Genomic DNA, 12,150 nt, shown 5'->3' on the forward strand with positions numbered 1-12,150 from the left:
ATTAAATTTTGGGGTCACCCCATTGGGTAGTATTCTGCTGCCGGATTAATAGACCTTATAATTCCACCCGGTAGCCCCTGAGGCAAAACTCTCGAGTAACGAAGGAAATCGGTTATGGCGAAGAAAAAAGTTGAACAGCCAGGTTCGCTCGACAAAGACCAGCTGAAGCAAAACATCATTCACCACCTGCGTTCCACGCTGGGTACCAGCGAAGAGAAGGCAAGCCGCCAGTCTTGGTGGAAGGCCACCTGCGCAGCGGTCAACGAGCAGGTTTACGAGCGTCTGACGCAAACCCAGCAGACCCACCTCAAGCAAGACACCCGTGCCGTGCACTACCTGTCTGCCGAATTCCTGATGGGTCGCCTGACTGCCAACAACTTGCACAACCTGGGCCTGTACGAAACTTGCGGCGTTGCGCTGAAAGAACTGGGCATCGACATCGCCGATCTGTGCGAAGAAGAGCCGGACATGGCGCTGGGTAACGGCGGTCTGGGTCGTCTGGCTGCCTGCTTCATCGACTCACTGGCTACCCTGAACCTGCCGGCCATCGGTTACGGTCTGCACTACGAGCACGGCCTGTTCCGTCAAGAGATCCGCGACGGCCGCCAGATCGAGCGTCCGGACTCCTGGCGTGAATACGGCAACCCCTGGGAAATCTGCCGTCCCGAGTCCATTCAAGAGATCCCCTTGTACGGCTACGTCGAAACCGTGTTCGGCGAAGACGGCAAGATGAAGAAGGTGTGGCACGCCGGTCAGAAGATCAAAGGGGTACCATGGGATATCCCGGTAGTTGGCTACGAAGGCAAGACCGTTAACATCCTGCGTCTGTGGGAATCCCGCGCCTCTGAATTCTTCGATTGGGACGTGTTCAATGCCGGTGGTTACATCGACTCCCAGGCTGAAAAGGCCCAGGCAGAAACCATCTCCAAGGTGCTCTACCCGAACGACGAAAGCGAAGCGGGCAAGATCCTGCGTCTGGTGCAGCAGTACTTCTTCTGCGCCTGCTCCCTGAAGGACATCATGCGCCGCTACAAGCGTGCCCATGGCAGCGACTTCAGCCAATTTGCCGCGCAGATCGCCATTCAGCTGAACGACACCCACCCGACCATCGCCATCCCGGAACTGATGCGTATCCTGGTGGACGAAGAAGAGCTGGATTGGGATGCTGCCTGGGCCATTTGCTACAAGGTGTTCTCTTACACCAACCACACTCTGCTGCCGGAAGCCCTGGAAAAGTGGGCCCTGTACCTGTTCGAGCGTGTGCTGCCGCGTCACCTGGAAATCATCTACGAAATCAACCGTCGCTTCCTGGAAGATCTGGTTGAGCCCAAGTGGCCTGGCGATGACGCCATCAAGGCCAAGCTGTCCATCATCGAAGAAGGCAGCCAGCGCAAGGTGCGCATGGGTAACCTGTGTGTGATCGGTTCCCACAAGGTCAACGGCGTGGCCGAAATCCACTCCAAGCTGGTGAAGGAAGACTTGTTCCCCGAGTTCGCCGAACTGTGGCCGGAGAAGATGTGCAACGTCACCAACGGTGTGACCCCGCGTCGCTGGTTGCTGTCCTGTAACCCGGAACTGGCCAAGCTGTACACAGATACTGTCGGTGCCGAGTGGCCGCTGAAGCTGGACCTGATGCGTGGCGCCCTCAAGCATGCCGATGATGCCGCCTTCCAGAAGAAGTTCATGGACATCAAGCGTGCCAACAAGGAAAAGCTGGTCAAGGTGATCAAGGCCGAGACCGGGATCGATGTGAGTGCCGAGGCCATCTTCGACATCCAGATCAAGCGTCTGCACGAGTACAAGCGTCAACAGCTGAACCTGATCCACATCATGGCTCTGTATCGTCGTCTGCTGGCTAACCCGGACTACGACATGCATCCGCGTGTGTTCATCTTCGGCTCCAAGGCGGCGCCTGGTTACAAGCTGGCCAAGGACATCATCTATGCCATCAACAAGGTGGCAGAGCGGGTGAACAACGATGAGCGCATCAAGGGCAAGCTGAAGGTTGTCTTCATGCCTAACTACCGCGTGAGCCTGGCTGAGAAGCTGATCCCGGCAGCCGACGTATCCCAGCAGATCTCCACTGCCGGTTACGAAGCCTCTGGTACCGGCAACATGAAGCTGGCCATGAACGGAGCCATCACCCTGGGTACCCTGGACGGCGCGAACATCGAAATCGCCGAGGAAGCCGGTGCCGAGTACAACGCCATCTTCGGTCTGACCGTGGACGAGGTGAAGGCAGTGAAGGCCAAGGGTTACAACCCCTGGGATTACTACTACGCCAACCCGGAAATCAAGGCCGTGCTGGACTGGATGGACACCGACTTCTTCACCCCGGGTCGTCCGGGCGAGCTGTCCTCCATCAAGCGTGCTCTGCTGGACGGTGGTGACACCTACCTGGCTCTGGCCGACTTCGAGTCCTACTCCGAAGCCCAGAAGAAGGTGGATGCCATGTACCGCGACAAGCAGGTATGGGCCAAGGCCGTGATCGTGAACTCTGCCACCATGGGCAAGTTCAACTCCGACCGCTCCATCCAGGACTATGCCGATTACATCTGGTATCTGAAGTCCTGCAGCGTGGCGTAAGCCATCCTCAGCAAAAAGAGCGCCTATTGGCGCTCTTTTTTTTGCTCATTTTCGAGGCGATAGCAGTTTCTTACAGCTTGGCAATAAGACTGCCATGGGATATTGCTTAACTGATTGGTGAATCACTGTTTGCTCATCAAGCAAGAAAAGCACGGTACGCGGGCTTTTTCCCTTGTGGCATGATACCGTTTTCAAGGGCGAAGGATTCGCCGGGACAAGGCGCAGCCCTGGATCAGTTTTTTATTCAGAAAGCAGAAGGAACCATTGCATGTCTTATCAGCATCAAATCCATAAAAAAATCATTGGCATGGTGTTGGCTGGCGGAAAGGGGGAGCGACTGAGTCCGCTAACCCAGCGTCGCCCCAAACCCGCCGTCCCCTTTGCCGGTAAGTACAAGATCATTGACTTTGTGCTGAGCAATTTCTTCCACTCGGGCATCCGCAACGTCTACGTCCTGACCCAATACCGCTCCTATACCCTGAACAAGCACATCCGTGAATCCTGGAATCGCTGGGCCGGCAAGGATGAGTTCTTCGATGACATCTCGCCGGAAACCAACAGCGAGCGGGAGGCCTGGTTCAAGGGCACCGCCGATGCCATCTGCCACTACCTGCGGTTCCTAGAGGAGTCCGATGCAGACTTCGTGGCCATCTTCGGCGGCGATCACATCTACAAGATGGATATTCGTCAGATGATCGAGTTCCATGACGGTCAGCAGGCGGACATCACCATTGCCGCCCTGGAAGTGCCCCAGGCCGAAGCCAGCCGGTTTGGTGTCTTCTCGGTGGATACCAGCGATCGCATCACCTGCTTTGCCGAAAAGCCCAAGACGCCGCAGACCATTCCTGGGCGCACTACCTGTTACGCCTCCATGGGCAATTACATCTTCTCCCGGATCAAACTCATCGAGGTGCTCAAGGCTGGTCTGGACCGCTACGAAGATCTGGACTTCGGCAAGCACGTGATCCCCATGATGCTGGAGCAGGGTGACCGGGTGTTTGCCTATAACTTCACTCAGAACGAGGTGCCGCAGATGCAGGAGGCGGAGCGGGGCTACTGGAAGGATGTGGGGACGCTGGACTCGTATTTCGAGACCAACATGGATCTGATTGGGGTGACCCCGCAGCTCAATCTGTACAACTATCAGTGGCCCATTCTTACGCGTCCCAGCAACTACCCACCGGCCAAGACGGTGTTTGATGATGAGGGGCGGCGTGGCCAGAACCTGGACTCCTATGTGTGTGGTGGCTGTGTCACCAGCGGCAGCACGGTGCGGCGGTCTATCCTCGGCCCTCGTTGCCGCGTCAACAGTTACAGCCTGGTGGAGGACTGCATCCTGTTTGAAGGGGTGACAGTAGGGCGCAACGTCAAGATACGGCGGGCCATCATAGACGAGGGGGTGGTCATTCCCGACGGTGTGGAGATAGGTTATGACCACGATGCGGATCGGGCTCGGGGCTATCTGGTGACCGAGTCGGGCATCGTCGTGGTGTCGGAGTAACCCTTAGCGCAACGGCCTAATGCAGGCCGTAACGGTGGATCCCTTCCAACTGGTGGTGCAGCAGCTCAAGATCCGCGATCAGCAAGTGCCACCAGTGATTTCCCTGGATGATGAGGGCGTGCAGTTCGCCCTCGCTCTCTTCAAGCTGAAAGTGCCCACCTATGTGCTGACAGGTGCTTTGCAGCTGTTGTCGGACTGATTCCAGTTCCATCATCTATCCCCTTTATCCGGTCCGGATACCTGGTTATCGGCGGCCCCAAAAAAAGATGTAGCCAAAAGCAGATGCCGACTGGCGCGGTTTCATACTCAGGGATATATTTGGCTCCGTTCACCTCACTAGGAGTGTCAGTCGTGACAAAAATCAGATGGATCGTTGGGATGGGGTTGGCCGCCGCTAGCCTGGCCGCTCAGGCGGGTATCTTGCGTTGTGGCAATCAAGTGGTTCAGGAAGGGGAACCGGCGTCGGCCGTGGTGACTCGCTGTGGTAAGCCCGTCTTGGTGGAGGACATTACCCGTCGCCAGGAAAGCCAGAGTGGCGAGTTGACCCAGGTGAAGGAGGGAGAGCGCTGGACCCTGTCCATGGGCAAGGGGCAGTTTATGCAAATTGTCACCATCAAGGATGGCAAGATCACCCAGATCAACAACGGCCCTCGCGAGTGAGGGCCGTTTCATTTAGGGCCGAAATCTGTGCATGGCCCGCACTTCCTGATTGATGCGGGCTATGGTCCGCAGCGCCGTGGGCTCTAGGCCGCCCTCGTAGCAGACGAAGCCCTTGTCGAAGCGAAAGGGGCCGTCCATCTCGATGAAGAAGCTGCCCTGATAGTACGCCATCACATGGCGGGCTATCTGCCGTGGCAAACAGCTGCGAAAAATCTTGATCATCATGGACTCCGGCTTAGATGAGACGGCTGTGAAGATAAGGAGTCCGGGTGGCAGTCCCGTGGCACTTGTCTGAAAGATTGATGACACCCACAAAAGCCCTGCCTGGAACTGGGTATCCATGAGCTAATGTCAGTTCAACAGCGTTGGAGAGATGGTCATGGCGCATTGGCTAGCATTGGGCACAGAGGATTGGCAGGCAAGACAGACACGCTGGCTGGCGTTGCTGGCTCGCCAGCGGGGCTGGTTATTGGCGCTGTTGCTGTTGGGCGTGCTCTGGCTGCTGGGCAGTCATCCCAGCCTGCGGCAGGTGGCGGCGGGGATCGCCATCTTCCTGTTCGGCATGTTTTTTCTGGAGCAGGGCTTTGGCCAGATCGCCTCCGGTCAGCTGCGCCAGGGGCTCAGGCGCGTAACGGCCCGCCCCTGGCAGGCCTGGCTGCTAGGACTCAGTGCTACCGTCCTCACCCAGTCCAGCTCCTTGGTGTTGCTGCTGACGCTGTCGTTTATCTCCGCCGGCCTCATCAACCTGCTGGCCGGGATCAGCATTTTGGCCGGTGCCAGCCTGGGCACAACCACGGGGGGCTGGTTGATGGCCAGCCTGGGCATGACGCTGCAACTGGGCACCTATGGCCAGCCGCTCTTGGTGCTGGGCATGCTGCTCATATCACTGCCACGTTGGGGCGGTCGGCCCCTGGGCATGGCCCTGTCTGGCATGGGGTTCTTGCTGCTGGGGATCGAGGACATCAACCTGGGGTTTGCCCATCTGTCGGACTGGGTGGAGCTGAGTCGCTGGCAGCTGGTCAGTTGGCAGGGCGTCGCCCTGTACGCCCTGCTGGGCATCGGCATTACCGTCCTGATGCAATCCAGCCACGGGGCCCTGCTGCTGGTGCTGGCGGCGGTCAATGCCGGCCAGGTGAGTTATGACAATGCTCTGGCCCTCGTCATCGGCATCAACGTGGGGGCCTCCGGCCCCGTGCTGCTGGGCTCGGTGAATGCCTCCCTGGACGGCAAGCGCCTGGCGCTGCTGGATCTGCTGTTCAAGGGCACCACAGCCGTGCTGTGCCTGCTGCTGTTTGTGCCCGTGACACGCCTGAATGATCTGCTGGCCAGCCTGGTAGGCATGCCGGCTCAGGCCTACCCGCTGCGCCTGGCCCTGTTTCATACCCTGTTCAACCTGCTGGCCATCGGCTGGCTGCTGCCTTGCCGGGCCCAGGCGGCCCGCTTGATGGTGCGCCTGTGGCCTACGCCCCAGCTACCGGATGACAAGGTGCATGCCCGCTATCTGGATCCTGTGTCGGCGGCCCACCCGGTGGCGGCGGAACAGGCCTTGGGCAAGGAGGTGCGGCACCTGCTGAGCCAATATCAGGAGGTGTGTGCCCAGGCGCTGTTGGGGATTCCCGGCAAGGAGATGCTGGCGGCTGACAAGGCGCAGTATCTGCCTGTCTCGGGCCATGCCCTGGCCCCGGTGCAAGAGTTGTATCAAAAACGGGTCAAGCAGCTGTTTGGCGAGGTCCTCACCTTCGGTGCACTGTGCAAGGAGGGGCTGGCACCCCAGCAGCGGGAACAGGTGGAGGCCCTGCTGGGGGCGGCGCGCAACATCAGCGAGGCGGTGCGCCTGGCGCGCAGCCTGCAGGCCAACTGGCTGGCCGCCCTGGAGTCGGACAACCCAGTGCTGCAGCGGCAGTATCTGGTGATGCAGGAGCGGCTATGGCACACCAATCGGGAACTGAACCGGCTGTCTGAGGGGGATCCGGCGGGGCTCAATGCTGCCCTGGATCTGATAGAGGAAGGGATCGGGCTGGCGGCGCGCCGCGATAGAGAAGACATGGAACTGCTCATCCGCGGTCATCAGCTGGAGCCCCTGCAGGCCGCCACCCTGATGAACGACAGCCAGACCCTGCGCCGCCTGGTGCGTCAGCTGATCAAGGCCTGCCGGGTGGTTTATGCCCAGCCGGCCTTAGCGGGCAACAACGGCAATGGCGCTCAGCCGGCCTCCTCTGTGGTAAGCGGCTGAACCCGCTCCAGATAGAGGGCACCCGGGCCGTAGATGGCCTGATCCGGCACCTGGGCGCCGGGTTCGAAGCGGTGGCGACGCCAGAACGCGGCGGCGTCCTGTACCGCCACCAGTGCCATACGCGGCAGGCGACAGGCCCGGGCCTGGGTGCTGGCGCATTGCAAGAAGGCGGCGGCCACCCCCAGCCCCTGGGCCTGGGGCGCCACCACCACATCGTGCACGTACAGCAGGCTGGCCTCGGCCACCGGGGCGTATTCCTGATCCAGGCAGGGGGGAGGACCGGCGTGCCAGGGATGGGCCAGACAGTAACCCACCACCTGCTGCCGGCGGATGGCCACCCAGCAGCTTCTTGGTCCCAGGCGCTGCTTGCTGCGCAGCACTGCCTCTCGCTCCGGCGTCACGGCGTGATACGCCTGACGCTGCAACTGCATGATCTGGGGCCAGTCGCCCTCGTCTATCGCACGAATTTCAAATGGCACACACCACCTCCGTTGACGGGGGCATAGCATGCCGCAAAGTGTGCGCCTTGCCTAGTTGGATGCGCAGGGGCATTGTAGACAGCACCTTGTCCGTACCATCACGGGCAGCCTTAGACACAGGGAGTCAAGATGAGCGAAGAGTGGGTCGATTGGGTGAATGAGGCCAACGAGGTGATCGCCGCCGTGCCCCGCAGCCAGATGCGGCGGGAGCACCTGCGTCACCGGGCCAGCTACATAGTGATACTGGATGAGGCGGAGCGGATCTATGTGCAGCGGCGCACCCAGACCAAGGATTACTGCCCGGGCATGCTGGATGCCTGTTGCGGTGGCGTGGTGCAGGCCGGCGAGGCCTATCTGCCGTCGGCCTACCGCGAGCTGGAAGAAGAGATGGGGATCCGAGGGGTGACGCTGACCGAACATGGCACTCACCTGCTGGGGGACGAGTCGTGTCCCGTCTGGGGCGGGCTCTACAGCTGTCACTACCAGGGCCCGCTGCAGCTGCAGGCCGAGGAGGTGGAGTATGTGCTGACCATGACCCCGGCCCAGATACTGGCGCGGGCGGAGGAGTTCACCCCCGACTCCCTGCAGGCGTTGCAGATCTGGCTCAGACTCACCGACGTCACAGGAGTACCGGCATGATACGTCTACTGTGTCTGCTGGGCTGGCTCTATGGTGCCAGCCTGCTGGCCGCCCCTCTTACGCTTATTCCCCTGCAGCACCGGCTGCCGGAGCAGGTGATCCCCAGCCTGCGCCCCCTGCTGGGCCCGGATGAGAAGCTGCTGGCGGTGGGGGATCAGCTGGGGGTACTGGCCTCGCCCGAGACGCTTTCCCAGGTGCAGCAGCTGCTGGCACAGCTGGACCGGCCCCTGCATCGGCTGCAGATCAGCCTGCGCAGCAGCCAGCAGCAGAGCAGTCAGGACAGGGGCGTCAGGGTTGAGGGGGAGCTGGGCCTGGGCCAGGCACCCAGCCGCCTGCAGGCCCAGCTGCGTGACACTCAGCAGCAGGGACAGCGTCAGCTGATGCAGCAGGTGCAGACGGTGGAAGGGGGGCAGGCCCAGCTGTATGTCGGGCAAAGCTACCCCATGGCCATGAATACCTATTTGCAGGAGAACGGCCACTGGGTGGCCCAGCCTGGCTGGCAGTACGTGGATCTGGCCAGCGGCTTCATCGCCCAGGCCCAGCTGCGGGGCGAGCAGGTGCTGGTGACGGTGGCGCCCCAGCTGCAGCAGCGCAGCGGGCAGGGCATCGCCAGCACCCGGCTGCAGACCGAGCTGCAAGGCCCGCTGGGCCAGTGGCTGCCCCTGGGCAGCAGCCAAGAGCAGGGCCAGGCCCGGCAGCAGGGGCTGAGCACGGGTCAGCAGCAGGGGCAGCAGTCGGTGCAGCTGTGGCTGAAGGTGGAGCGGCTGGACTAGCCAACCATCCGACAAAATCGAACATAAAGCGCCAGATATTACGCTTTTGTTCGATCTGGTGACTGACTAAGCTGGCTGTGTCGTCACCACAGGAGGCCAACATGAGCCAACTTCGTACCCTGACCCGTCTGCTGACCGGTCAACCCACCCAGGACGGCGCCGGCGTCAAGCTGGTGCGCGTCATCGGCACCCAGCGCCTGCCGGATCTGGATCCCTTCTTGATGCTGGACGAGTTCAGCAGCGATGAGCCGCAGGACTATCTGGCCGGTTTTCCCGAGCACCCCCATCGTGGTTTTGAGACCGTCACCTACATGCTGGCTGGTCGCATGCGCCACCGGGACAACCAGGGCTTCGAAGGGGTGCTGGAGAGCGGTGATGTGCAGTGGATGACCGCGGGCTCGGGGCTTATCCATTCCGAGATGCCGGAGCAGGAGGGCGGGCTGATGCGCGGCTTCCAGCTGTGGATCAACCTGCCGCGGGCCGAGAAGATGAAACGGCCCCACTACCAGGATATCGCCGCGGCGCGCATCCCCGAGGTGAGCGGCGCCGACGGCAGTCGGGTGCGGGTGATTGCCGGTGAGTTTGCCGGGGCACGAGGGCCGGTGGAAGGGGTCAGCCTGGCACCCTTGTATCTGGATCTGAGCCTGCCGGCCGGTAGCCGTCTGACGGTGCCGGTCACCCTCGGGCAGACCGCCTTGCTGTTCGGGGTGGAGGGCCAGCTGGAGGTGGCCGACACAAGCCTGGCCAAGGGGCAGCTGGGGGTGTTGTCCGACGGCGATACGGTGCAGCTTGCCGGCGGCGAGCAGGGGGGCCGGGCCCTGCTGCTGGCGGCCCGACCACTCAAGGAGCCGGTGGCCCGCTATGGCCCCTTCGTCATGAACACCCAGCAGGAGATAGTGCAGGCCATCGAAGACTATCAGGCCGGCCGCTTCTAGCGGGCCCTCAGGCCGCCGCCGGTAACGGCGGCTGGCGCAGGGGCTGACGCCACAGCTGGCAGAGGATGACCCCCGCCAGGGTGAGGCCGCCCCCCACCAGGTGGAAGCCGGCCAGCCGCTCGCCCAGCAGCAGCACGGCGATGACGGCGGTAAACAGCGGCAGCAGGTTCATGTAGATGGCGGTACGGTTGGCTCCCAGCCGCCGTACCCCTTCCAACCAGCACCAGGAACCCAGCAGGGTGGCGGGAATGGCGGCGTAGAGGATGAGGGGCAGCTGCACCGCTGCCAGTTGCCACTGGCCAACCCGTAGAAAATCCGGCAGCAACCAGATCAGGGCCGCCGTCATCTGCAGGTAGACAAACTGCCAGCCGCTCAGGGGCAGGGCCCAGCGTTTGAACAGCACGCCGTACAGGGCGTAGCTGAACACCGCCAGCAGCATCAGCAGATCCCCCTGGCCAATGCCCTGGGCCAGCAGGTGGGCCGGATGGCCTTCCCCCAGCAACCAGACAAGCCCAAACAGACTGATCAGGGTGCCAAACAGGGCACCCAGGGTCGGGCCTTCCTTCAGCAGCCAGAGGCTCAGCAGCACCGTTATCAGCGGGATCAGGGCATTGTGGATCCCCATGTTCACCGCGCTGACCTGTTGGGCAGCGTAATACCCCAGGGTCTGGTTGAGCACCATACCCAGCAGGGCCAGCAGGCACAGCTTACCCAGATAGGGACGCAGGGCATGGCGCTGCTGCCACAATGGGCGGGCCAGCCAGGGGGTGAGCAGCAACCAGGCCAGCAGGCAGCGATAGAAGGCGATGGTGGCGGGCGCCAGGCTGGCGGCGGCCAGCTTGCTGACGATGGCGTTACCGCTCCACAACAGGACGGCGATCAGGGGAAACCCGGACATGGGTGGCTCCAAGGCAAGGATGGGAAGTCGCGGCGATTCTACGCTGGCGATTTTTCTGGATATAATGAAATCCCGCCAATCCATACCGTCTGGCCGCCATCATGCCCTCATCCCGTCCCCGACCTGCCCAGGTTGCCAAGCCCCAACGCCATACCCAGGCCTCCATCAGTGAGGCGCCGGAAACCTTGCGCTTTTGCGAGGCGCACCTGGCCGCCAGAACGGATGTGGAGGAGGAGTGGCATACCTGGGGCCAGCTGGCGTTTGTGCACAACGGCTTGATGGAGTTGGCCATCGAGGGCCAGAGCTTTATCGCGCCGCCGGGCTTTGGGGTCTGGATACCGCCGCGGGCCCGGCACCGCAGCTACAACCACCAGGCGCTGGAATTCGGCACCATCAATCTGTGCGCGGACTGGTGCACCAGCCTGCCGCTGGAGCCCTGCGTGCTGGATCTCTCCCCCCTGGTGCTGGCCCTCATCGCCCACTGTCACACCCGTCCCCTCAAGGCCCCCACCAATGACGAGGAGTTGCGGCTGGCCCGGGTGCTGGTGGATCAGCTGGCGGCCTGCCAGCGGCGGGAGCGCTACCTGCCCATGAGCGAAGATCGTCTGCTGGCCCCCGTGCTGCGGGCCTTGGAGCAGCAACCGGCGGATAACCGCTCCCTCAAGGCGTGGTCTCGTCAGGTGCACAGCACGGAGCGCACCCTGACCCGGCGCTGTCAGCGTGAGTTGGGCATGTCGTTCAGTGAATGGCGGCAGCGGCTTCGCTTCCTGCATGCGCTCTCCTTGCTGGAGGGCAGGATGAGCATCAAGGAGATCGCCCTGGAGCTGGGCTACAGCTCCTCGTCGGCCTTTATCAGCATGTTCCACTCCCTGGCCGGTACCACGCCGGAGCGCTACCGCAAGCGCAGCAGCGAGCCGGTTCCCGGCGAAGCCCTGCTGACCCGCTAGTCGCCGGCCCCGGCGTCCGGCAGCGGCGCGGTGCTGAGGCAGGCCATCAGCTTATCCAATTGAGCCTTGAGCTGGCGGGCGTCCTCCAGCGGATAACCTACGGCGTCAAACAGGGCCTGGGGTATGCAGGCAGCCGCCTGTTGCAGGGCCCGCCCACTGTCGGTCAGATGAATGTCCACCACCCGCTCGTCGCTGGCGCTGCGGCAGCGACGCACATAGTCCAGCTGTTCCAGCCGCTTGAGCAGGGGGGTGAGGGTGTTGCTGCCCAGGTTGGCCCGCAGCCCTATGTGGGAAACGGGGCAGGGGGCCTCCTCCCAGAGGATCATCAGCACTATGTATTGGGGATAGGTGATCCCCAGGGGCGCCAGCAGCGGCTGGTAGAGTCGGGTGACGAGCCGCGAGGCGGCGTACAGCGGAAAGCACAGCTGCTCCGCCAGGGTCAGGCCGGGCGTAGGCCCCCCTTTAGGCTCGGTTGTCATCGCGTCTTGCATGAATCTCC

Annotated in this window: 13 protein-coding genes; 8 read left to right on the forward strand and 5 right to left on the reverse strand. The window is 62.2% G+C overall.

What is annotated here, in order from left to right:
- Positions 1 to 114 precede the first annotated feature (114 nt).
- Both ABD847_RS08175 and glgC read left to right on the forward strand, forming a co-directional pair.
- Positions 115 to 2,586 (forward strand): glycogen/starch/alpha-glucan phosphorylase, encoded by a 2,472-nt coding sequence (locus ABD847_RS08175; RefSeq protein ID WP_345011836.1) that lies wholly within the window; start codon positions 115 to 117, stop codon positions 2,584 to 2,586.
- Positions 2,587 to 2,854: 268 nt separating this feature from the next.
- Positions 2,855 to 4,087 (forward strand): glucose-1-phosphate adenylyltransferase, encoded by a 1,233-nt coding sequence (gene glgC, locus ABD847_RS08180; RefSeq protein WP_345011838.1) that lies wholly within the window; start codon positions 2,855 to 2,857, stop codon positions 4,085 to 4,087.
- Between the two features lie 16 nt (positions 4,088 to 4,103).
- On the opposite strand, the gene ABD847_RS08185 is transcribed toward glgC, so the two are convergent.
- Complete coding sequence (locus tag ABD847_RS08185) at positions 4,104 to 4,298, reverse strand: hypothetical protein (protein WP_345011840.1); 195 nt, start codon at positions 4,296 to 4,298, stop codon at positions 4,104 to 4,106.
- Between the two features lie 140 nt (positions 4,299 to 4,438).
- Here ABD847_RS08185 and ABD847_RS08190 point away from each other — a divergent pair, with 140 nt between their 5' ends.
- Positions 4,439 to 4,747: a DUF2845 domain-containing protein gene (locus tag ABD847_RS08190; protein ID WP_345011844.1), complete on the forward strand. Its 309-nt coding sequence runs from the start codon at positions 4,439 to 4,441 to the stop codon at positions 4,745 to 4,747.
- Positions 4,748 to 4,759: 12 nt separating this feature from the next.
- On the opposite strand, the gene ABD847_RS08195 is transcribed toward ABD847_RS08190, so the two are convergent.
- The gene (locus tag ABD847_RS08195; protein WP_345011846.1) at positions 4,760 to 4,969 is read right to left on the reverse strand and encodes a DUF1107 family protein; all 210 of its coding nucleotides are present in this window, start codon (positions 4,967 to 4,969) and stop codon (positions 4,760 to 4,762) included.
- Between the two features lie 157 nt (positions 4,970 to 5,126).
- Here ABD847_RS08195 and ABD847_RS08200 point away from each other — a divergent pair, with 157 nt between their 5' ends.
- A complete protein-coding gene (locus tag ABD847_RS08200) occupies positions 5,127 to 6,980 on the forward strand; it encodes a Na/Pi cotransporter family protein (RefSeq protein ID WP_345011848.1) in 1,854 nt (617 codons plus the stop codon).
- On the opposite strand, the gene ABD847_RS08205 is transcribed toward ABD847_RS08200, so the two are convergent.
- Positions 6,950 to 7,459 carry a GNAT family N-acetyltransferase gene (locus ABD847_RS08205; protein ID WP_345011850.1) on the reverse strand — a complete coding sequence of 170 codons (510 nt, stop codon included), beginning with the start codon at positions 7,457 to 7,459 and terminating at the stop codon, positions 6,950 to 6,952. The genes ABD847_RS08200 and ABD847_RS08205 overlap by 31 nt on opposite strands.
- A gap of 129 nt (positions 7,460 to 7,588) precedes the next feature.
- Here ABD847_RS08205 and yfcD point away from each other — a divergent pair, with 129 nt between their 5' ends.
- From yfcD to ABD847_RS08220, 3 genes are all read left to right on the forward strand, one after another.
- On the forward strand, positions 7,589 to 8,098 hold the full coding sequence (gene yfcD / locus ABD847_RS08210; protein ID WP_345011852.1) for an NUDIX hydrolase YfcD: 510 nt from the start codon (positions 7,589 to 7,591) through the stop codon (positions 8,096 to 8,098).
- Positions 8,095 to 8,871, forward strand: coding sequence for a hypothetical protein (locus ABD847_RS08215; RefSeq protein WP_345011854.1), 777 nt, complete (start codon positions 8,095 to 8,097; stop codon positions 8,869 to 8,871). The genes yfcD and ABD847_RS08215 overlap by 4 nt, the downstream gene beginning before the upstream one ends.
- A 101-nt stretch (positions 8,872 to 8,972) precedes the next feature.
- Positions 8,973 to 9,806, forward strand: coding sequence for a pirin family protein (locus tag ABD847_RS08220; RefSeq protein ID WP_345011856.1), 834 nt, complete (start codon positions 8,973 to 8,975; stop codon positions 9,804 to 9,806).
- A gap of 7 nt (positions 9,807 to 9,813) precedes the next feature.
- Here the strand turns inward: ABD847_RS08220 and ABD847_RS08225 are convergent, their stop codons facing one another.
- Positions 9,814 to 10,704, reverse strand: a complete 891-nt coding sequence (locus tag ABD847_RS08225; protein WP_345011858.1) for a DMT family transporter — start codon at positions 10,702 to 10,704, stop codon at positions 9,814 to 9,816.
- A 101-nt stretch (positions 10,705 to 10,805) separates the two neighbouring features.
- Here ABD847_RS08225 and ABD847_RS08230 point away from each other — a divergent pair, with 101 nt between their 5' ends.
- The gene (locus ABD847_RS08230; RefSeq protein WP_345011860.1) at positions 10,806 to 11,651 is read left to right on the forward strand and encodes an AraC family transcriptional regulator; all 846 of its coding nucleotides are present in this window, start codon (positions 10,806 to 10,808) and stop codon (positions 11,649 to 11,651) included.
- Here ABD847_RS08230 and ABD847_RS08235 read toward each other — a convergent pair.
- Positions 11,648 to 12,142 (reverse strand): MarR family winged helix-turn-helix transcriptional regulator, encoded by a 495-nt coding sequence (locus tag ABD847_RS08235; RefSeq protein ID WP_345011862.1) that lies wholly within the window; start codon positions 12,140 to 12,142, stop codon positions 11,648 to 11,650. The two genes, ABD847_RS08230 and ABD847_RS08235, sit on opposite strands and share 4 nt — an antisense overlap.
- Positions 12,143 to 12,150: the final 8 nt, after the last annotated feature.

It is taken from the genome of Pseudaeromonas paramecii (genome assembly GCF_039540575.1).
GTDB lineage: Bacteria > Pseudomonadota > Gammaproteobacteria > Enterobacterales > Aeromonadaceae > Pseudaeromonas > Pseudaeromonas paramecii.